Consider the following 22357-nt stretch of genomic DNA (forward strand, 5'->3'; position numbering starts at 1 on the left):
AATTGGAGTGGGATGTTTTTTAAGCGCAACTAGAAAGATCTTCAGGAGGCATCAGCGTTTCAAAGCAAAATGCCCTTTTACAATCCGATTGTCTTCAAGCTTGATATGGTACCAATAATCATCTCCGGGCATTTCCCTGCCATTGTATGTGCCGTCCCAACCACTTCCAATCGGGCTGATCTGCTTGAGCAGTTTCCCATAACGGTCAAAAATCATGATGGTCGCATTTTTGTTGTAATCGGCATTGGCGCCTTTGAGGTTCCAGGTATCGTTGAATCCGTCTCCATTCGGTGTAAAATAATGCGGTGCGCCCAATACATAGGCCGGAATCGGGCCAACCACACCACAGCCCCTCAAATCCTTGATGTAGATTTCGTGCACACCCGGTGAAATGTCATTGAAGAAAGGCGATTCCTGGAACGCATCCGGATAATCCAAACTGTACACATAATCCCCAATTCCGGTCACATACACCATAATCGAATTGATGTCGGTCAAATCAACGACCTGGATGTCCTGGATGTGCGCAATATCCGAAGCGCCTACGGTCACCGTCTGGCTTCTGCTGCAACCGAAAAGGCTGCTTACCTCGACGGTATATTCGCCGCCATTGTTCACGTCAAGGGTGTAATTGGTGGCACCCGGGATGTCGCTTCCGCCTGTGCTCCATTGGTAGGTGAATTGCGTCAGGTCAGTTCCTGCAGGCAAACCGGCATCGATCGTCACGAAGTTTTGTGGGAGGTTTTGGCAAATCATCGCTTCGCTGGTAGGGACAATCTCGGGCAGTGGCTCCACAATCAAAGTCACGTAAGGCCCAAGTCCGAAACAGGCATTGTCGATGTTGCTTTCCACGCGGATCCAAATCTGCTGCGAGTTCGGATAACCGATGTTCCTGTAATTCGAAATGTCTGCGATTTCAAGCGAATTACCGCCCGAATCGGTTTCTGCGGCTGCATCGGCTGCATTTTTATAATATTTGATGCTGTAACCTGCCGAGGAAGGAAGCAAAGCAAGGATGTCTGCGGTAACGCTGCTGAAATCGAATGTGGCCACACCGTCACGGTCGTTGTTCACGGCATTGACATAATCATCGCAAACACGGAAGACGCGTTGGAAAGTCGACGGGATATTGGTCGCCGTAACCGAAATGTTGATTTGGGCGATACGGGCGCACAGATTGGCATTTTCCACACGCACCCAAACCGAACCGTTTCCGGTGTTGTAAGCCGTCGGCGTACTGATTTGGAAAGCAGGATCCGGAAGTTCCGCGGCCGCCTGTGTCGTGTAATACGTAAAAGTTTCATTGAGGTAATTGGCCGAAATGAAATCTTCTTTCTGCCTGAGGTTGACATCGGTAATCGCATTCGAATTGCCGTCTTCGTCACATTGGATCAGGCTGATTGGGGAGTTCACTACAGGCAACGCATAAACCGTAAGGGTCGTTTCGTCCGAAATCAAGCCGCAACTGTTGCCGATGCGTTCGAGCAAGACGCGGTATTTCAAACCGTCCATCGCCATGGTGGCGCCGGTAATTTGTAAAGTTCCTGTGGCTGAACCCGAATAAATGGCATTGTCGGTAATGCTGGTCCAGACGCCGCCCAAAAACACCTGCCATTTGTAGGTGTCTACCGGATCGGTCGTAAGGGTAATCGACGTGTCTTTGGTATCGCAAACGGTAGCGGGTTGCGGTTGCGTAAGAATGGCCATTGGTGCCGAAATCGTATAGTTTAAGTTTACCGGAACAGTATAACCATCGGTTGCCCCGCTCACCATACCCGATGCATTGGTCGACGGCGTGCCGCTGCCCAAGATTCCATCGTTGTCCGCGTCAGTAAAACCGGCTTCAAACACATCGAAACAATTGTCGCCGTCACTGTCGAGTTCAAGGTAATCGTTGGCGTTGTCCGCATCGCTGTCGGCAACGGTAAAAGTAAGCGTTCCTGAATCTGGGGTGGTTTCCAAACTGTCAGCAATGCCATTGGTTCCAAAAGTAGCAGGCGCTCCATCGATGACTCCATCGTTGTTGGCATCAACGGCCCCGCTTCCCGATTCGATCAGGTCGAAAATCCCATCGTTGTCGCTGTCGAGGTCCATGTGATCCGGTACGCCGTCTGCATCGGTATCCACTGGGACAATTCCACTTCCGTAGGCATCTGAAATGCCATCTTGGTTGGCGTCAACCGCAGTGGAAGCAATAAAACCCAATCCTTGTGCTTCAATGTTGTCCAGGATGCCGTCATTGTCGCTGTCTCCATCGAGATGGTCCGGAATGCCGTCCAGGTCGTAATCTTTGGGCAAACAGGTGGCCACCAATTGGAAAGCACCATTGGCAGTAGCCAAATCCGAAAGGTTGATCATCTTGAAGGTCAATTCCGAAGTCAGGTAGGTGTTCAGGCTAAAGGTTCCGGTGCCCAACGGAAGTGCGGCGTTGCTGTTGAGCCTGAAGCGGATTTCAAAAGAAGAATATTGTGTGATGCCGCTTTCGAAAATGCCATCGTAATTGGTGTCGATCAGCAATTGGTTGTTGGGATTGCTGATCGTGATGGTTTTGTTGATGTCACATTTAACGATGTATTCGCTGTTGCCGTTGATTTCGTTCGAAGCAAAAGATGGATCGGAAACGTATTTGAGTTGCAGCGAAATCGGCTGTGCAAAAGTGATTTTAGAATCGACGAAGTTGCCTTTTCCGGCCGGTGCCGAAGCCATAAAGCCATTGGTGTTTCCGCTCAAGGTTCCCGGGTCTGTCGAAGTACCGATTGCCATGCTGTACGCGTTCGAATAGTTCCCCGAAATGATGTTGACGATCGGCAACGTGACATTGGTGAAGTCGAACATAAAATCGCCGTAGGATTCGGTGCAATTCGGGATGCCGTCGTTGTCGTTGTCGAGGTCGATGTTGTCGTTGACCGAGTCATTGTCCATATCCGTAGGGCAGGAACTGATAGGGATTTCGTCAGAAACCAAGGTCGTCCCGCAAGCCGCAATCGTCGCCTTGACATAATAATAACCGGGTTGGGTCGGATTGTAAGAACTAGTGATGGCCGTAGGAATATCGACACCATTGAAATACCACTGGAACACATCGAAAGCACTCAGCGTATTGACCGAAAGCGAGGTGTTGGGCAGGCAGCTTTGCTGGGTGATGTCCAAAGGCATGAACGAAATTTCGGGTTTGAAGGTAAATCCCGAATAGAATCCGCCAAAAGTCGCGGCATCATCCGAACCATAGGAAGCCAGGTACAATTGGCTGGTCGAATAGACGGCCACATTTCCACTAAGTCCAGTAATCGTATAGGTTTCGTAATTCATGTTGCCCAGCACCGATGTCGGCCCGGCTATCGTAATGCCCGGCTGGGAACTGAGTTGGGCAAACGTATACGGCAAACCATCGATGTTGAAATTGAGCGTCGATCCGGTTTCGGTCACCAAGGTCACACGTCCGATGAAAGTGCGCCCGCCAATCTTGTCGATCAGCGGAATGTTGTCGATGACGTGCGGTGTTTCGCAATTCAAAGGCGGTACGAAGAACATCTTCTGGTTCGCGAAATCGGGTCTTGAATTGTCTCCGACCGATTGATACGCAAATACTTTCTTGGAAGTCTGCACATACAGGTTGTCATTGATGCTGTAATCGGTGCCATCGAGCATGATGTAATCACCGGCATTCATCGTGTAATCGGGAATGGCATTGCCGTTCAGGAATACTTCGGTATTGTCTTCGTGTGCGGCCAAGAGGATGCGTTCCACTACATCCTGCCCGGTACTTTTGATGAAAATGTATTCGGTTCCTGTTCTTTCGACCGAAACGATCTGGTCGAATCCGAGGTCGAGGTTTTGGTTGGCGTTGCTTCCCGCAAATGAACCACAGTTGACGGCAATCGGTTTGTCGGAAGTAACCAGTGAGCCGATCAATCCGTCGCGGTTGGCATCATTCGAGCCGCCTTCAACAGCCATCACGAAACTTTCGCCTGCATTCAAGATTACCCAGCCCGGGGTGTTGCCGGCTTCGGTATTGTTGATGAGTTCGACACCCGGACGGATGTCGTCAAATTGCACGACGGTATTGTTCTCGGTGGCCATCACCGATACGAAAGTGTAATGGTTGTTGCTGTAGTTGAAGGTATCGACGTCGATATTGTTCAGCGAGCCGATCCGGAATTGGGTTCCCAAAGCGGCAAGACCCTTGGAAACAAGTCCGCCCGCGTGGTTGCCATTTCCTGCGATGAGCCTGACCGTCACATAGACCATGTCTTCGGCTTCAACGATGTAGCCTTTGTTCGATTGGACGGAACTGACCTGGCTGCGCGGGGTGTGCAATTGCGTATTGACCCCCGAGCCGATATTGTGGATGTAAGGCTCATCTCTCGAAACCGTACCCACAATGGTGTTGCCGCCGAGTTCTATGATCTTGAAATTGACCGGGTTGACATTCGGGGTGGAAATATAGAGGAATTGGCCTTGTATACTCGAAGCGGGATTGTCGGAACCAGATACCGGTGGGATGTAATGCGTCTTACTGAATTGCGCAAATCCAGTAGCGAAAAAGAGCAGCAAACACAACACAGTAATCTTTTTCATGCGATAAAAGTAGCAAATAAATTAAAAAATCTACCTTTTAAGGGAAAAATGTCCCTTAATGACTTTGCCATTTTCCAGTGTAATTACAAACCAGTAATCGCTTGAAGGCAAGTCTTTTGCATTCAGTTTTCCATCCCAGCCTTTGGACGCACCATTGAACTGTGTGATCAGTTTTCCGAATCGATCAAAGATGTTCACAGTGGCATTGGGTTGCGTCTTTAAACTTGGAATGCTCCAATAATCGTTAAATCCGTCGTTGTTTGGCGTAAAGTATTTGGGGTAATTCAATACGGTGATTTTTTCGAATGTGCTGCCACAGCCAAATTTGTCGCGCACCACGACAACATATTCCCCTGCCTCTACATTGGCGAAGAACGGACTGTCCTGAAAATTGGTTCCGTCAAGCGAAAATTCATAATTGCCGTTTCCGGAAAAATTGATCAGCACGGTATTTTGGTCGGGCGTCATATCGTGGATCGTCACCGAGGTAATCACGGGCGCATCCGGACTGGTAATGATAAATGTCTTGGTGGCCGAACAACCGTTTTCGGTGACGGTGATCGTATACGTTCCAGCCGTGCTTACCTGAGTGGTGTGGTCGGTATCGCCGTTGCTCCAGTCGTAGGTCACATAAATGTCATTGACCGAAAGCGTGACGGTATTGCCGTCACAAATCGAAATGTGCTCGTCCTCAAAGTCAGGCGGAGCCAATGTATTGACAACCAACTCTACAGATAAAATATCGTAACAGTCTGGGCCATTGAGGATTTTGGCGAAAATGATCTGGTCGTTCTGTACTGTATTGTAATAAATGTTGGGCAATACATTTTCAGGATGGAGGAGCGCATCTTCGGCCGATTCGTAATATTCGACGATCAATCCAGCGGGCAATCCGTCCAATACTTGTGGATCGGCGTCGCTCAAAGTGAAATGGTAAAAACCATCCTGCACCGGATCGGGGTCGAGGTCGCAGGTCTCGAGCATCGGGAAATTGGCCACGGCATTGTTCGAAATCTGCAACTGGACCGTCGCGATGTTGTAGCAGCCGTAAGCATTCGAACTGCGCGCATAAATGGTTTTGGGCGAACTCGGATAATTGGTTGCCGGTGTGATGGGCGCCGTTTCCGAATCGGCATTGGCCCAGGTCTCATAATACACCACTGGGCTCAAAGTTGTGTCGCCGTTGCGGATGATGTCGTCCGCTTTGGTCAGGTTAAAGGAGGCGATGTTGTCGCTGTTCTCGTCGCATTGCACCAAAACCGTATTGGTCAAATTGGGCAGTGGCGTGTATTCGATGGTCACTTCTCCAGTGGCTACGCAAGTCGTTGATCCTAAGGTAACTTCTACACTGTAAACACCCGGCGCACTGACCGCATAAGTCGGATTGGTCGCACCCGGAATCAATGCCGTGTCCTTGAACCATTTGTAGGTATTGCTTCCGGCTTCTGTGGCGTCGAGCGTGTAGGTTTTTCCGTCGCAGACCGGGTTCTGTGTGGCGATCAATTGGTCGGCGCCCAAATCGGTACCGACTTTGAAACTGCCGCCCGCCAGGAAAATGGCCGAATCGTAACGGATGTTTTCATGATCGGCGATGACGAGTTTGATGTGGTAGGTCGTTCCCGGAATGACAGTTGCCTTGGCCGTCAGCGGAACGGTTTGTCCGTTGAAATTGGTCGGGTGTGAAGGTCCGTTGAAACTGCCGAAATATTGCTCGTTCTGTGCCGGGCAACCACCCGGAATATCCGGATGTACCGAAGTCACCAGTACCGGTGTGTTCGTGTTTGGGATCAATGCAAGGTTTTGGTAAGGGGCAGGGCTGCCGGCCACCTTGAGCAAAAATGCGAATCCATCCGAATAGGTACAGGTTGCCGTACCGTGGTATTCTTCCGATGAGAAAATATAGTCGAAACTGATCTGGCTCGTCAGCGGCGTAAAATCGAATTCGAGCACCGTCGCGTTGTAGGTGTTGGTGATGCCCAAAGCTTGTTCCAGATCGGCATCGCCCAACCAGGCATTCGAGCCTTCGTCGATCAGGTTGTTGTTGGGACCTTCGGCGCGTTTGGCGCGTGCCGTACTCAGGATGACGCCATCGGCAAAATCGAACCCACTGGTTCCCGAATTGAAGTAGCCGTAGCTCTGTTGGCCCGCACTGAAAGTGTCGCCGCTGACCGTAATGTTCGAAACATTCGCGCACGGACTGTTCACGAGTACGTTTTGAACGAGTTGTTGGGCGGTATACGTATCGTCAACCTGTATGTTCTGGGCGTTTACGCAGAAAATAGGGCTGCCAAAAATGAGGGTGAAAAGGGTGGTCCTGAGTACATTCATAGCATCGGCGAAGATACTATAAATCCCTTTTCTGTAATAATTTAAACGACATGATGACGAAAATAATCGTCCAAACGACAACGATCAAAATCGAGTACCAATGAACCCCGTAATCTTTCAAATTTTCGACCCCGATCTGGTTGCCGATCGTCTTGACAACCGACAGCCTTGAAAACGGTTCTTTGATCAAATTGGCCATGGCTTCGAGTGGGAAAAACTGCATGACTTTTTCGCCATAATCGCTGTTCGGAAAGATCTGGAAATTGAGCAATCCACGTGCGATGTTTTCAATGACCCACCACACGAAAAGAAATCCGATCGCAAAAGCCGAACGTTTGACAAGGATGCCCAAAAACAAACAGAACGAGAAAAATCCGGCGAGTTTGACAAAATACGCCAGCAAATAATCGAGATCAGAAAAAGCGATGCCCAGTTCGGTGTACGAAGAAAAGGAAAAGCCCAAAATCAATGACAGCACAAACAGGAAAACGGTCGATCCGAAAGCAAACAATCCGACGGTCAGGAATTTGGACATGATGAACTCTTTTTTACTGAGTCCGTCGATCAGATTTTGCTTCAGGGTACCGTAACTGTATTCGTTGGCCATCATCGAAACGATGACGATGGCCAGGAAAAATTTGAGTAGCGAGGCAATATAGGTATTGAAATGCCAGATGTAAGGGAAGTTGAAAATGCCCATTTCGGCCAAATGCAACTGGAAATTCCCGAGGTTGAATTTGATCGAAGCAATCAAGGCGATGAAACAGAGCAGGATGAAATAAATCAGCGTCAGCACCCGGCTGGCCTTATTTTTCCAGACTTTCTGGAGTTCTATAGCGATCAGTCTTTTCATGTCGGGTTAGTTTTTGGAAGGATGATTCTTGGTCAATTCGAGGAATTGTTCCTCAAGGCTGTTCTTGCGGAACACCAGGTGGCCCAACGCAATCTGTTTTTCGAAAAGATAGCGGTTGAGCGCCGCGGCTTCGAGCGGGCCGTTCAGGTAAACCAGTAATTTGCCGTTTTCCTCTTGGGTTTTCTCTACCGATGGATGGTTGGCCATGGCGGTTTTGAGGCTCGAAATATCCTCGGATTGCAATTCAAAAAATCCCTGTTTCGAAGTCATCCCATCAACCGACCCACAATACAGCATCTCGCCTTTGCGCAATACCAGTACGTGCGAACAGACTTTTTCGACCTCGTCGAGCAAATGCGACGCGAGCAAAATGGTCGTGCCCTGAGCGGCGATTTGTTTGATGATGTCGCGGATTTGGTGGATTCCTTGCGGATCGAGCCCGTTGGTCGGCTCGTCGAGGATCAGGATTTCAGGGTCGTTGAGCAGGGCCGAGGCGATGGCCAGACGTTGTTTCATTCCCAAAGAAAAAGTCCTGAATTTGCTGTTCTTTCGGTCGATTAAGCCGACCAATTCCAGCTTTTCCTGTATTTTAGAATGATGTGCGCCCTTGATTTTGCAGACGAGCTCAAGGTTTTCCTCGGCGGTCATGTAAGGATAGAAGTTCGGTCGTTCGATGATGGCGCCGACGCGTTTGAGCGCTTCGTGCGTTTCCATCGTGCCGCCAAACCACGAGTAGTCGCCCGAGGTTTTGTTGACGACATTTAGGATGATGCCCAGCGTGGTCGATTTTCCACTGCCGTTCGGGCCAAGAATACCATAAACATTGCCTTTATGGATTTCAATCGAAACATTTTTGACCGCGTGGAGCAGTCCAAAACGCTTGTTGAGATTGCTGATGGAGAGGATGGTTTCCAAGATTGTCCGTTTTTTGATTAGGGTTTAAACGAACAAGATAAGAAATTGTTACGGAGTTTTTGAATTAAATGTGCGAATGCCTGCGCTGGTACAAATTCACAAGCGCTTCGTTGATTTCGCGGTGTTCCTGGGTCAACGAAACTTTGTGTCCGCTCAGGTCGTTGGTCACTTGCAGATGGCAGGTGCGGCATTCGAATTCCTTGAAGTGGTCGGTGACGTATTTGGTCGTCACAAACCTGTGCCCGAAAATCGAACACAGCAATTTGCCTGTCAACGAATTTTCCTTGTAAGTTACTGATTTCATGTGTCGTAGGTTTGGGTCGTAAACTTACATAAAATATCGATTATAAGTCAAAAAAATCGACAAAATGCATAAAATCAAAACAAACAGAAATAAAAACTTACAAAATAAAATCCCCAATCGCATAACCAATTGGGGATAAGGTATTTAAAGTTGTAGACTGTTAGGATTTTTGTTCCTTATTGAAATACACGAGGTAGTAATACATCTGTTTTTCCTCGTCCCAGCCTTTCTCGACAAATTTCTCGGCGCTTTCCGGGTTGATGAAATCGAGTTTGATCTGGATATTGGTGTCGAGGTTGATCACATTCTTGATCGATTTGCGCGCATCCGAAACGGCTGCATTGGCGATCGGAAATGAAGTCACGTCCTCGATGCTGTATTTTTCACCTTTATCGACTTTGTAATTTTTGAATTCCGGGATCAAATCGGGATTGTCCAACACCTCGTTCAAGAAATTGGTTTCCTCGAACTGGTCGTTCTTGGCGAAATAATTGACCGAACGGTTCATGAACATCACTTCTTCTTTTTTGTCCTCGGCCGGCAAAACCACATCCTTGGCAAATCCCTGGCAGAATTTCAAATACTTCTTGGTGATGAAATTCTCGTCTTCGAACGCATCGACCGAAAGGAAATGCTCGAGCCAGTAACGCGCGTCGTAACGGTTGCTGTCGACGGTCAAGATCTTAAATCCTTCTTCTTTTTTGTGGTTGAAAATCAGGCAGCCTTTGTCCAGTTTGTTGAGGCTGATGCCGTGTTGCAGGATCATTTCGAGCGTCGTTCCTCTTTCTTCGAACTGCAAAAAGTCAGATTGCAATTCGCTTTTGAAAATCCCGATCGCATCGACCGGATTGTTGTCGATGGTCAAATTGGTCAAGTACGTCACATACACCTCGCCATTCTTGATGTGCGGATGGTTCGACTGTTCGAACAAATGCTTCGTGATCTTTTTCGACACCTCATGCACGCTCGACGGATTCGTGAAAATCTCCGAAGCCATGTTGTACATGTCGTTGTATTCCAAATCGATTTCGTGTGCGAACTGGAAATAGTTTTCCTCTTTCTCGCGGAACGGCTTGAGGAAAAACTCCTTGATCAACGGCGTAATCTCGTCATTGAGCGCAAATGGATTTTCGGATAAAAAGATGGCCTCGTTGCGGCTTTTGTTTCCAACACGGTGGATGGAAAGCGAATCGATGTGGGTGTTGTATAAATTTATCATGGTGTGTATTTGTATTTTTTAGAGCCAAGAACCTAGAGCCAAGAGCCAAGAACCTAGAGTCAAGAATCAAGACAAGGAGTCTTACAGCGCAGCGATCTTGGTTCTAGTAGTGAAGCGGTCTATCGTCTAGTTCCAATTCTCCTCAAATCCGTAATCCTCAAAATTATCATTGTCGTCAAACATATCGAGGTCGTCTTCGTCGAGGTCGTCTTCAAATTCGCCATAGATGTCGTCGCGCATTTCCTCCGATTCGAAGGAGCGGTCTCCTGCTGAGGCCGGCATTTCGCCATGGCTGAACAGCAAATCGGGATAGCTCGCACCGGCTTCGGGTTCTTCAATGGCGGCCAATTCTACGAGAAACGTCCACATGTTCAGGAAATCATACACATAGATGATTTTGGTGTTTTCCTGGTCGAGCATTTCCGAAAGCTGGTAATCGCTCATGATTTTTTGCTCGCCCGGTACATCGCCCGAATCGAACAGCGAAATCTCGTCTTCCTGGTTCCATTGGTCATCGCAAGTGTAAAAAGAAGCCATTTCGTTGCCGTCGAAACCAAAAGCGTTCACGATGGCATTGTGGAAATCTTCGAGCGAATCGTCATCCTGAATGGCAATGTCCCGAAAAATATCCTCCTCGGCATCGAGAATCACCCTGAATTTGTAAACCATAATCGTATTATTTATAGAATGCGCAAAGGTAAAATTAATATTGAGTTGCGCACGAAAAAGTAATCAACAATCCGCGCTTATTTTTTGAAATACCCGTGGATGCGGCTTTTGATTTTGTGGTATTTCTTGTGGTTCGGATAATGCCTTTTGGAAGTCAGGTTGTTGAACACCAAAGCCACGGTGAGTAAAATCAGACAGCCCACAAGCACCGGTGAAACCACATACCAATAGCCCAGGTTCTTGATTTCAGCCGAACCGGTCACGGCTATCAGTGCCGTCGCTCCGCCCGGCGGATGCAAAGTCTTGGTGATCTGCATCAATACGATCGATGAGGAAACGGCCAAAGGCGCAGTAATCCAAACCACATCGGGGCACAGTTTCAATACCGTCACACCTGCAAGGGCCGAAACCAAATGTCCGCCAATGAGGTTTCTGGGTTGCGCCAGCGGGCTCTGGATCACGCCATACACCAATACACTCGAGGCACCAAATGATCCAATAAGGAAAACCACATCGCTATGTGGCAACGTCTGCGATTGCAAATAAGCGATAATCCCAATCCCGATGAACGACCCGAGGAACGCCCAGAAGTTTTCCTTGAAATCGATCAGCGTTTCCCTGTAAAGGATGTAACGGGTCTTGCGGTAACCGCGCTTGATTTTTTGTACCGGCATTATTTCAAAGTTTCGGGAGCGTAAGTGTAGACCGTAAACGGATAAATGAGTTTGGCCGTGTATTTCGAAATCAGGCAAATCGCTAATATCGGAAAGAACAGCGTATAATCGTTGACCAATGAACAGACAAGGAACAAAGCGGTGAATGGCGCATGGATGCTCGCGCTGAGCATCGCGGCCATGCCGATGACAACGAAATTCACCGGAATCACATCGGCACCACAAAGCGAATTGCCGATTGTCGCGATCAAAAATCCAAGGAAAGCACCAATGAACAGACTCGGTGCAAACACACCGCCGTCGCCACCCGAAGCCAAGGTGATCGAAGTCACGAGCGGTTTGACAAACAAAACGGCCAACAACGTCAAAAGGAATAGGGGAGAAAATGAAAAGTTTTTTGGGTGGATCAAATCGGTAATCGCATGGTAACCGTCGCCGTACAATTGCGGAAGCAGCAACAAAGCCACGCTCAGCAATCCGGCACCGATCAAAATTCTGGTGTAATGTGAGTCAATTTTGGCGAATTCAGATTTGAAAAACAACACGCATTTGGTCAAATACACCGAATGCAAACCCGCCAAAATCCCCAAAACGATAAAATAAGGAATCGCGTGGTAATGCCAAACCGCGATGTCCAAAGCGAACAACGGCGGTTCATCGATGATAAAAAGCAATCCGTAAGCGACCAAAACTGCGAGGCCGGTCATCAGGAAAAAAGTACGCGACCGTTTTTTAGAAATGACCTCGAGCGCAAATAAAATGCCCGCAATCGGGCTGCTGAACAAAGCCGTGATTCCGGCAGCGACACCGGCTGAAATGAGTTCGGTCTTGTATTGGCGGAACAAATTTTCCTTTTGCTGCGCCACTGAACCGATTGTGGCCGTAGCGACAACCGTCGAGACTTCAATCCCGGTCGATCCGCCAAAAATGACCGTCAGGAATCCGTTGAAAAAATGCGAAGGAATTTTGTATATCGGCAGGTTTTTCTTTTTCGAGGCCGTGCTTTCGAAAATTTCCTTGATGCCTTTGTTTTCCTTTTTCTTGAACAGGTATTGCCTGAGAATAAAGATCACCGACAAACCCAACACCGGGAACAGCAACAAATACCATCGGTTGGATTGCGATTGCGCCAGCAGGATGTTCTCGTAATGTTCGGTCAGGTGTTTGAGCGTCAGCGCAAGCATGGCCGAAAGAAATCCAACCAGCAGCGCGGCAACGACTAATTTCCGGAGTTTGATGAAAGCAAGGTTTTTCTTGATGGAAGCAATCGGGTTCATCTAAAAAAGTTGGTTCACAAAAATAAGCAAACATTCTACTTGCGGCTGTTAAAACCCAAACTTTAAGATTGTTTTACCATCGGATCGCGATGAAATGGGTAAACAAAAAACCCGATCGTTTCCAATCGGGTTTGATTCTCTAATGTTTTTCTCCGGTGCACAATCCGACGATTTCGTGGAAGATGTTGTGCAGTTCGGTCAATGCCTTGGTGATGTCGGCGTCCGCAGCCTTGGCGACGACCATTTTGTGCAGCGCCTTGCTCTTGACCTGTAGTTTTTCGGCTGAGGCGAGAATTGCCGGCGTCCTGAAATCGGCCGGGATGTCCGACTTGAGCAAAGCCGCCGCCTTGTTCATCATTTCTTCCGAACGCGTCTTGATCGGTTCGAGGTTGCCTTCCTCTGCCGGATGGAACGTTTGCGACATCACGCCATGGAAGTCCTTGAGCACGGGCCATTTGTCCATCGACTGTGCCGAAATCGTTCCGATCGAAAGCAAGAAAAGCAACGCTAAAATTTTGGTTTTCATAATTTGTGTTTTAGATGATATAATTAAGTGATGTTGATTCAATTCTATTGCACGAGCCACCATTGGTTGCCGAACGGATCCTCGAAGCCCGCCGTATACCCATATTCTTTTTGCTCGGGCGGCATCAGGCTGATGGCATGGTACCGCAAACCTGCTTCGTAAGTCTGGTCAACGTTTTCGACATACAGAAACATACCCGCGGGTTTGTGGCCCCAATGTTCATTGGCCTGCGCAAACATGATGACCGCATCGAAAATCCGGATCTCGCCATGCATGATTTCGCCGTCGTCGCGCCGTGAGATGTGCTGTTCGGTCGCGGCAAATACATATTTGGCAAAATCGAGGAATTTTTTCGATTCGTTCAAAATCAGGTAAGGCATCACGGGAAGATAGTGCTCTGGAATTTTCATGTTTTCAAAATTGGAAACTAAAGCTAGTCATTTTTTGAAAACGCCGTGCAAACCTTTAACAGATAATTAAAAAAAATCCCCGAGCAATTTCGGGGACTATAAAGTATAAAAGCAATATTCAATAAGCATTACCGCAGCGTCGCGCCGAGTTCCTTTTCGAAATTCTGTTGCAGTTTGCCCATGATTTTCTCGACCTGTTCATCGGTCAAGGTCTTCGCATTGTCCTGGATGATGAAGCTCACCGCATACGATTTCTTGCCTTCGGGAAGGTTCTTGCCTTCGTACACATCAAAAAGGCTGATGTCTTTCAAGAGCGATTTTTCTGACTGGCGCGCAATCTTGTAAATCGATTCGAACGAAACGCTGTTGTCGATCAGCAAAGCCAAGTCGCGTCGCACCTCTGGGTATTTCGGGATGTCGGCGAACTTGATTTTGTTCGAGGCCAATTTGAGGACCTGGTCCCAATTGAAATCGGCGAACAACACTTCCTGTTTGATGTCGAAATGTTTGAGGACCGATTTCTTTACGGTTCCGAATTCCACCAGAACGACATTGCCGATCATCAGGGCAATCCCTTCGGCGAAAACATCGGAAACCAACGGCTGGCTTTGCGCCTTGTCGATTCCGAGTCGCGAAAGAATCGCGTTGATGTATCCTTTGAACAAGAAAAAGTCGGATGGTTTTTGCGCGGTCGTCCAGCTTTCGGTACCGCGGTTTCCTGAAACAAACAGGGTCAAATGTTTCGGTTCTTCATAACCCGATTCGGTCTTGTGGTACGATTTCCCGAACTCGAACAATTTCAAATCGGCATTCCTGCGGTTGATGTTGTACGAAACGGCTTCGAGTCCCGAGAACAACAACGATTGGCGCATCACCGACAAATCGCTGCTGAGCGGGTTGAGCATGGCCACATTGTGTTCGGCTTGGAGCATTTCGCTGAGCGCGATGTATTCGGGCGAGGTCAGCGAATTGGCCATCATTTCGTGGAAACCGGCCGCGTTCAATTGCGATGCGACCACGTTCTGCAATTTATAATCTTCGGTGCGCGGCGCGTTGAACATCGTCGCATTGACCTTTTTGGTAAAGTTGATGTTGTTGTAACCGTACACGCGCAGGATTTCCTCGATCACGTCGATTTCGCGCTGCACGTCTACACGGTAGGCCGGGATCGTCAAGCCCAATCCCGCATCGGTTACGCTGTTGACTTTGATGTCGAGCGACGCCAGAATTTTCTTGATCGTTTCCTTGGGCAAATCCTGACCGATCAGTTTGGCTGCCTTGGCGTAATTCAAGAACACCGGGAAATCCTCGATTTTCTTTGGATAAATATCAATCACATCCGAAGTGATTTCGCCGCCGGCCACTTCCTGAATCAGCAAAGCCGCACGTTTCAAGGCGTATTCGGTAATCGTCGGGTCGATGCCGCGTTCGAAACGGAACGAGGCGTCGGTGCTGAGCGTATGTCTTTTGGCCGTCTTGCGAATGCTGACCGGATTGAAATAAGCACTTTCGAGGAAAATCGCCTTGGTTTCTTCGGTCACGCCCGAATTCTTTCCGCCGAAAACCCCTGCGATACACATCGGGCCTTTGTCGTCGCAGATCATCAAATCTTCTTCGTGAAGTGTACGTTCGATGTCGTCTAATGTTGTGAATTTGGTTCCGGCCGGCAAGGTCTTGACCTGTACTTTTCCGGTGATTTTGGCCGCATCGAAAGCATGCAACGGCTGGCCGAGTTCGTGCAGCACATAATTCGTCACATCGACCACGTTGTTTTTCGGGTTGAGCCCGATTGATTTCAAGCGGTTTTGCAACCATTCCGGCGACGGTTTGACGGTGATTCCCGAAATCGTCACGCCGCAATATCTCGGAGCGAGTTTGTTGTCCTTGACATCCGCATCGATTTTCAAGATTCTTTTGTCTACCCGGAAATTGCTTACCGAAGGCGTAATCAATTCCACATGCGTGCCTTTCTGCAACATTCCGGCACGCAAATCACGTGCAGTTCCGAGGTGGCTCATCGCATCGGCGCGGTTCGGTGTGAGACCGATTTCAAAAATCTCGTCGTTTTCAATCTTGAATACTTTGGCTACGGAAGTGCCGGGTTTGAGGTCGGCAGGCAAAACCATGATGCCGTCGTGGCTGGTCCCGAGTCCGATTTCATCCTCGGCGCAAATCATGCCGTGGCTTTCGGCATCGCGGATTTTTCCTTTCTTGATCACGAATGCATTACCGTCCTTGTCATACAAAGTCGAACCGATCGTGGCCACTGGAACTTTCTGTCCAACGGCTACATTCGAGGCGCCACAAACAATCTGTACCGGAGCGCCATCGCCCAAATCAACCGTGGTAATTTTGAGACGGTCGGCATTCGGGTGCGGTTCGCAGGTCAATACATGGCCCACGACAATTCCTTCGAGTCCGCCTTTGACCGATTGGTACTTTTCGACGATTTCGACTTCAAGTCCTAGGTCGGTCAACAGTGCCGCCGTGTCTTCGGATTTCCAGTCGATTTTGATGAATTGTTTGAGCCAGTTGTAAGAGATCTTCATTTTGAAATTTTTATTTGCGGTCGCAAAGATAACAATTGTCGCGCAACGACTCAATATAAATTAGAGGCAAAAGTACAGTTTTGCAGGATGTAAAATTTGCACCGAATTCTGTAAAGAAAAATGCAGCCGATGCGGATAATTTTGGTAAAATCTGAAATCTAAAATCCGAAATCTAAAACAGCAACGACCATGGACTATCCGAATTACAAAGGCAAGCACAACAAAAATACCGACGGTTACAAAGTGCCTGGCGACGGCAATGCGCCCAACCACATGGAGGTGCAACCCGGCAACGGCTCATTCGAACCCAACCCGAATGCGATGGAACACAAAAGTCCAGGCGACATTCCGGGACAGCAATTCAATACGGGCGACAAGGCGTTTTTCGACAGCAGCTCGGCCGATTTTGTCCGTACCGTTTCGGCTTTACACCATGCCGACGAAACCGATGCCGATTCGGAGCTGCGCATCGACATGCAATTCAAGACGCCTGACGGCGATCGTTGATGATTCCTGAATTTTGCGCCGGCATTTTTGTTAATGCTTCAATAATTTGGCGTTAAAATTCCGCAGGTGAAAATTTAATGCTATAAGCTGAATAAATTGTGCTATACAAATGATTTTGATGCAGCTACATTTGGTTGAATCAAAAAATCTAAAGTATGAGCAATATAGCACAACGGCCACAATTCAAGGCCAAATACGACAACTATATCGGGGGTAAATTTGTTCCGCCCACCAGCGGCGAATATTTCGACAACATTTGCCCAATCGACGGCAAAGTCTTTACCCAGGCCGCGCGTTCCTACAAGGACGATGTCAATCTAGCACTCGATGCCGCACACGAAGCGTTCCAAACTTGGGGCAAAACGTCCGCGGTCTACCGCAGCGGTATCCTCAATAAAATAGCCGATACGATCGAGGCCAATCTCGAATACCTCGCCGTAGTCGAAGCGATAGACAATGGCAAAGCCATCCGCGAAACCCGCGCCGCCGATTTGCCACTCGTTATCGACCATTTCAGATATTTCGCGGGTGTCATCCGCGCCGAAGAAGGAACGATTTCCGAACACGACGAAAATACCGTTTCGATTTGCATGATTGAACCGCTTGGGGTTGTGGGCCAAATCATCCCGTGGAACTTTCCACTTTTGATGGCAACCTGGAAAATTGCACCGGCACTCGCGGCAGGAAACTGTTGCGTCGTCAAACCCGCCGAGCAAACGCCGACCTCGATTATGGTGTTGATGGAACTCATCGGCGATCTGTTGCCGCCGGGCGTCTTGAACATCATTACAGGTTTTGGCCCTGAAGCGGGAAAACCGCTCGCGCAATCGGACAGGATTGCCAAAGTTTCGTTCACCGGAGAAACCACGACGGGACGTTTGATTATGCAATACGCTTCCGAAAACCTGATTCCGGTGACGATGGAACTCGGCGGCAAATCACCGAACATTTTCTTTTCCTCTGTAGCCGATGCCGACGACGCATTTTTCGACAAAGCGGTCGAAGGCGCGGTGTTGTTTGCATTGAACCAAGGCGAAGTCTGTACCTGTCCATCGCGAATTCTGGTGCAGGAAGACATTTACGACAAATTCATGCAACGCGTCATCGAAAGGACCAAGGCCATCAAGACCGGACATCCGCTCGACGGAACGGTGATGATGGGCGCACAGGCATCGAATGATCAATATCAAAAAATCCAATCGTATCTTAAGATTGGTCGCGAAGAAGGCGCAGAAATCTTGACGGGCGGCGCCATCAACCAACTGGATGGTGAACTCTCTGGCGGCTATTACATCCAACCGACGATTTTCAAAGGGCACAACAAAATGCGCATCTTCCAGGAAGAAATCTTTGGGCCGGTGACCTGCGTGACGACATTCAAAACCGTAGAGGAAGCCATCGAAATCGCCAACGACACCCTATACGGACTCGGCGCCGGTGTCTGGACACGCGATGCGCACCAGTTGTATCAAGTGCCGCGTGCCATCAAGGCGGGCCGTGTTTGGGTCAACAATTACCACGCGTATCCGGCGCATGCGCCATTTGGCGGGTACAAGAAATCGGGTTTTGGACGCGAGAACCACAAGATGATGCTCGATCATTACCGCCAGACCAAGAACATGCTGATTTCGTACGACAAAAACAAACTCGGATTTTTTTAATATAATTTGGTTGAACATTTCCCGGTGGAACTCTTGCTGCCGGGATTGTTTTTATAGTTTTCTTGTAATTCGATATCAGTTTAATTTCGTATTTTTTCACTTGGGCAAGGGAAGGGATATTGGGCTTTCCCTACAAAAAAGAAAAATAAATTCGCTACAGATTTTCTGTAAAAGTTCCTCAAAAGTTTAAACTAAATTTGCCATCATGTTTCCCAGGGTTTCCGTAACGCCCCAAGCAGCCGAACTCATTGCAACGCTCAAATCCAAATTCGGCGAACTCATGTTTCACCAAAGCGGCGGATGCTGCGATGGCTCGCAACCCATGTGTTTCGAAAAAGGCGATTTCAAATTGGGCCAAAGCGACGTCTGTCTCGGCGAAATCGAAGGTTGCGAATTCTGGATGAGCAAAGACCAGTTCGACTATTGGAGACACACGCATTTGACGATCGATGTCATGGACGGCCGTGGCTCGAGTTTCTCACTCGAAATCCCGATGGGCAAACGGTTTCTGACACAATCAAGATTGTTTACGCCACAGGAAGCGATGAATTTAGAACCTTTGAAATTCGTCGAAGATTAGAAGGAGTGCGCCAGGGATAGTAAGGGAAATCCTTTTGCGTAGCACCGTGAAGCAAAAGATTGTACTGAATAGCCCGCCCGTGGCGCCCAAATCCTCAATTGATTTGCAACAATTGGTACTGTTTCGGCGTGATGCCTTCGTATTTCTTGAACAACCGGATGAAGTAATTGCAATCCTCAAAGCCCGACAGGAAACACACTTCGTTGATCTGCAAAGTCGGGTCCTTCAATAATTTTTTGGCACATTTGATTTTTTCGCTGAGCACAAATTCGATCGGGCTCATGCCGAGTTCGCGTTTGAAGAAACGGTAAAACGAAGTCGTGCTCATGCAGGCTTTATCGCTCAGTCCTTTGAGGCTGATGTTTTCGCGCAGGTTTTTGCGGATGTATTCGACGACTTGTGCAATCGCCTGGTTTTGGTCGGAGGTGTTTCCTTCCTCGATCGATTTGGCGGTTTGCGTCTGGATGATGCGGATCAGCAATTCCTGGAGCGTCAGGTCGGCTAGCGCGTCTTTGGTGATCGACGTGCTCGTGCATTCCTTGATCAGTTTGTTGATCGTCGCGGCCAGATCGACGTTGTTGTAGAAGAAATAATTCTGGTAATCGAGGTGCCAGAAATTGCCTTCTTTGGGATAGCGTTCGTTGAGGAAATGCAAAGTGTCGGTGATTTTTGACTGATCGATCGCCAGGGCCAGACATTGCGTCGGGTTGTCGGTCGCGGCTTCGGGGAAATCGATTTTCATCTCGACATTCGACGGAATCACGACGGTTTCACCGGGCAAATAATCAAACTCGGGGTCGTCGAACAAATGCATGACTTTCTTGCCGCGCAACATGCTCGTGACCACCAAATCGTTGAATTTGAGCGGTACGAGTTCCGACGCCTGGTAGGTTTCAAAAAGGTTGAGTTCGCAATGGTTCAGGCTGTAGACGGTGCGATTTTCGACCAAAGTCTTGAGCGACTTTTCATTCGACAGACGCGGCGGGGTGATGAGCGCTTTTTGGTTCAGCATAGATTCGACTTTATTGTCTTAAATATACTGAAAACAAAGCGAAAAGCCCTTGAATTTATCGCAAAAATAACAGCAGAAACTGCTAAAATATTACAGAATTTCTTCGATGTGCTTTTTGATGTTCGACGCGATCTTCTCGGTCGGCAAATCGTTCTCGTCGTTTCCAAACGGATCCTCGATTTCTTCGGCGATCAATTCCAAACTCGCCAACACATAAAAGATAAAAACGACGACCGGCGCAACATAATAACCAAGGCTGAACGAATAACCGAGCGGCAAGGTCATCACGTAAAAGAAAATGAATTTCTTCAAAAAGGCGCTGTACGAGTAGGGAATCGGCGTGTTCTTGATGCGTTCGCAGGCGCCGCAGATGTCGGTGAACGATTGGATTTCGGCATTGAGGACAATCAATTGGTCGCCCGTGATTTTCTTGGATTCGTACAGATCGTTGATTTTTTGCACCATCATCTTGGCCACATGGTTCGGTTGGTGTTTGTGGTGGTCGATTTCGAGGTCGAGCCCGTCGAATAAGGTCTGTGCCGTATCGCTGTTGTTGAGGTGTTTGTGCAAAACCGACGCATAGGCCGGGATCAACTTTCGGAAATACTCTGTGTCGTGCTGGTCCTTGAGCATGACCGACAATTTGATCGCCAGATTGCGGCTGTTGTTGACCAGCGCGCCCCACATTTTTCGGCCTTCCCACCAACGGTCATAAGCCGTATTGGTTCGGAATACCAGCAGCAACGAAATCACAAAGCCCAACATGTTGTGCATGATCGTGATGTTTTTGATGTAGCTCTGGTCGGTCAGTTGCCAATGTTCGACTTCGAGCCAGCCGATGATTCCCGAATAGACGCCAATGGCCAGCATGATTGGGAACAATTGCCTGACCGTATCGGCTTTGTGGAATCGGAAAATAAAGGTAAACCAGTCTTTGGTGTTGTACGAAATCATACGCTTTGATTGTTTTCCAAAAATAGCATATTTTCTTAAAAACTAAGGTTTCCGGCGAGTTGTTTCAACGCAACTTCCGATAATTTGGCCTGGAATTGCGCATTGCTGTTGCGTACTTTGGCGTTGATGTAATTGAGTTGCGCCGTACGGAATTCCAAGGTCGTAATCGTCCCGATGCGAAATTTATCGAGCGTAATCTGCAAATTCTGCTCGGCGATGTCCTCGTTTTTGGCCTCGAGTTTCGTGAGTTCGAGATTGGTCAGATAGGTTTGATAGGCCGTCGTCAACTGTGATTTGAGCGACTGCGTTTGCTTCTGGATCTGGTAATCGAAATTCTCGACCTGCAGCTTGGCGACTTTCTCCTGGCGGTTCTGGTTCATTCCGTCGAACAAATTCAAGGTTGCATTGAATCCATACGTCCAACCGCGCGAATAGGTCTGCGAAGTAAAACCCAAACTCGATTGCGATTCGATGATGTTGTATCCCGAACTGACCCCAATGGTCGGATAACGCGTCGATTTGACATTCTTGAGGTTGAGCTCGGAAATGCGTTTGTTGATGAGTTGCGTCTGCAATTCTGGGTTTTGTTTTTCGGCCAGTGAAGTGAGTTCGGCCAATTGCATTTTGTCGTCGACGGTCGTGAATTCGCTGACGCTAAAATCGAGCGATATTTCGCGCGCGAGCAATTCGTTGAGTTGCGTTTTGGTATTGGCGTACAATTCTTTTTGGCGCAGCATATTGGTTTCGTCAGTGTTGAGGTCGACCTGGGCGTTGAGCACTTCGAGTTTCGACGCTTTTCCGATCGAGAAGCGGTTTTGTGCCAATTCGAGGCGTTGCCGCGAGATCACCAAAGTCGTATCATACGCTTTCAATTGCTGTTGCTGTTGCACCAAATCGTAATAAGTCGTCATGACTTCGCCCACTTTCGTGAGCACCATCAACTGGTATTCGGTTTTGCCGAGCTTTTCGATTTCTTTCAATTGGTCGTAACGCGCGAACATCCCGAAGCCGTCAAAGATTGTCCAGCCCAAGCCCACGCCATAATTGAGGGAATTGTTGGTCGCATTGTCGAGTCGGTTGACCGTTCCATCCGAGCGCGTCTGCGAACTGTACTGGATGCCGTTGTTGTCAACAACCGTGGCAGTGACACGCGGCAGCATTCGGGCGTTTCCGATCGTTACGTTGGCCTGGTCGACCTTGAGTTCGTTGGCAGAAATCTTGATGTCATAATTGTTTTCGAGGGCGATCTTGACCGCGTCCTCAATCGTCAGTATATTTTGTGCCTTGGCCGAAAAAATACAGGCTATCAAAGCGGCAAGCGTGAAAATGTTGTACTTCATA

General features: G+C 48.4%; 18 protein-coding genes. 3 read left to right on the forward strand and 15 right to left on the reverse strand.

Annotated elements, in window-relative coordinates:
* Positions 1–51: 51 nt before the first annotated feature.
* The 12 genes from QM717_RS13560 to pheT all read right to left on the reverse strand — a co-directional run bounded on the left by QM717_RS13560 (position 52) and on the right by pheT (position 16302).
* A complete protein-coding gene (locus QM717_RS13560; RefSeq protein ID WP_415038146.1) occupies positions 52–4578 on the reverse strand; it encodes a T9SS type B sorting domain-containing protein in 4527 nt (1508 codons plus the stop codon).
* Between the two features lie 30 nt (positions 4579–4608).
* Complete coding sequence (locus QM717_RS13565) at positions 4609–6906, reverse strand: choice-of-anchor L domain-containing protein (RefSeq protein WP_415038148.1); 2298 nt, start codon at positions 6904–6906, stop codon at positions 4609–4611.
* Positions 6907–6922: 16 nt separating this feature from the next.
* On the reverse strand, positions 6923–7759 hold the full coding sequence (locus tag QM717_RS13570; protein ID WP_415038150.1) for an ABC transporter permease: 837 nt from the start codon (positions 7757–7759) through the stop codon (positions 6923–6925).
* 6 nt (positions 7760–7765) lie between these two features.
* Positions 7766–8674 carry an ABC transporter ATP-binding protein gene (locus QM717_RS13575; protein ID WP_415038152.1) on the reverse strand — a complete coding sequence of 303 codons (909 nt, stop codon included), beginning with the start codon at positions 8672–8674 and terminating at the stop codon, positions 7766–7768.
* Positions 8675–8738: 64 nt separating this feature from the next.
* Entirely contained in the window at positions 8739–8978 is a 240-nt protein-coding gene (locus QM717_RS13580) for a hypothetical protein (protein WP_415038154.1), read from the reverse strand.
* A gap of 160 nt (positions 8979–9138) precedes the next feature.
* The gene (locus QM717_RS13585) at positions 9139–10197 is read right to left on the reverse strand and encodes a nucleoid-associated protein (RefSeq protein WP_415038155.1); all 1059 of its coding nucleotides are present in this window, start codon (positions 10195–10197) and stop codon (positions 9139–9141) included.
* A 126-nt stretch (positions 10198–10323) separates the two neighbouring features.
* Positions 10324–10866: an IS1096 element passenger TnpR family protein gene (locus QM717_RS13590; protein ID WP_415038157.1), complete on the reverse strand. Its 543-nt coding sequence runs from the start codon at positions 10864–10866 to the stop codon at positions 10324–10326.
* 77 nt (positions 10867–10943) lie between these two features.
* On the reverse strand, positions 10944–11540 hold the full coding sequence (locus QM717_RS13595) for an HPP family protein (protein ID WP_415038159.1): 597 nt from the start codon (positions 11538–11540) through the stop codon (positions 10944–10946).
* Positions 11540–12817, reverse strand: coding sequence for a chloride channel protein (locus QM717_RS13600; protein ID WP_415038161.1), 1278 nt, complete (start codon positions 12815–12817; stop codon positions 11540–11542). Before QM717_RS13600 ends, QM717_RS13595 begins: the two co-directional genes overlap by 1 nt.
* 139 nt (positions 12818–12956) lie before the next feature.
* A complete protein-coding gene (locus QM717_RS13605; RefSeq protein WP_415038163.1) occupies positions 12957–13343 on the reverse strand; it encodes a hypothetical protein in 387 nt (128 codons plus the stop codon).
* Between the two features lie 44 nt (positions 13344–13387).
* Positions 13388–13753 carry a VOC family protein gene (locus QM717_RS13610; protein WP_415038164.1) on the reverse strand — a complete coding sequence of 122 codons (366 nt, stop codon included), beginning with the start codon at positions 13751–13753 and terminating at the stop codon, positions 13388–13390.
* Between the two features lie 128 nt (positions 13754–13881).
* Positions 13882–16302: a phenylalanine--tRNA ligase subunit beta gene (gene pheT, locus QM717_RS13615; RefSeq protein WP_415038165.1), complete on the reverse strand. Its 2421-nt coding sequence runs from the start codon at positions 16300–16302 to the stop codon at positions 13882–13884.
* Positions 16303–16491: 189 nt separating this feature from the next.
* Between pheT and QM717_RS13620 the strand changes: the two genes are divergently transcribed.
* From QM717_RS13620 to QM717_RS13630, 3 genes are all read left to right on the forward strand, one after another.
* Positions 16492–16809: a hypothetical protein gene (locus tag QM717_RS13620; protein WP_415038167.1), complete on the forward strand. Its 318-nt coding sequence runs from the start codon at positions 16492–16494 to the stop codon at positions 16807–16809.
* Between the two features lie 155 nt (positions 16810–16964).
* A complete protein-coding gene (locus tag QM717_RS13625) occupies positions 16965–18470 on the forward strand; it encodes an aldehyde dehydrogenase family protein (protein ID WP_415038169.1) in 1506 nt (501 codons plus the stop codon).
* A gap of 205 nt (positions 18471–18675) precedes the next feature.
* Entirely contained in the window at positions 18676–19050 is a 375-nt protein-coding gene (locus QM717_RS13630; protein WP_415038171.1) for a DUF779 domain-containing protein, read from the forward strand.
* A 94-nt stretch (positions 19051–19144) separates the two neighbouring features.
* On the opposite strand, the gene QM717_RS13635 is transcribed toward QM717_RS13630, so the two are convergent.
* From QM717_RS13635 to QM717_RS13645, 3 genes are all read right to left on the reverse strand, one after another.
* On the reverse strand, positions 19145–20062 hold the full coding sequence (locus QM717_RS13635) for an AraC family transcriptional regulator (protein WP_415038173.1): 918 nt from the start codon (positions 20060–20062) through the stop codon (positions 19145–19147).
* A 90-nt stretch (positions 20063–20152) separates the two neighbouring features.
* A complete protein-coding gene (locus QM717_RS13640) occupies positions 20153–21016 on the reverse strand; it encodes a bestrophin family protein (RefSeq protein WP_415038174.1) in 864 nt (287 codons plus the stop codon).
* Positions 21017–21051: 35 nt separating this feature from the next.
* Entirely contained in the window at positions 21052–22356 is a 1305-nt protein-coding gene (locus QM717_RS13645) for a TolC family protein (RefSeq protein ID WP_415038175.1), read from the reverse strand.
* Position 22357: the final 1 nt, after the last annotated feature.

The organism is Flavobacterium sp. (assembly GCF_047602195.1).
Lineage (GTDB): Bacteria > Bacteroidota > Bacteroidia > Flavobacteriales > Flavobacteriaceae > Flavobacterium.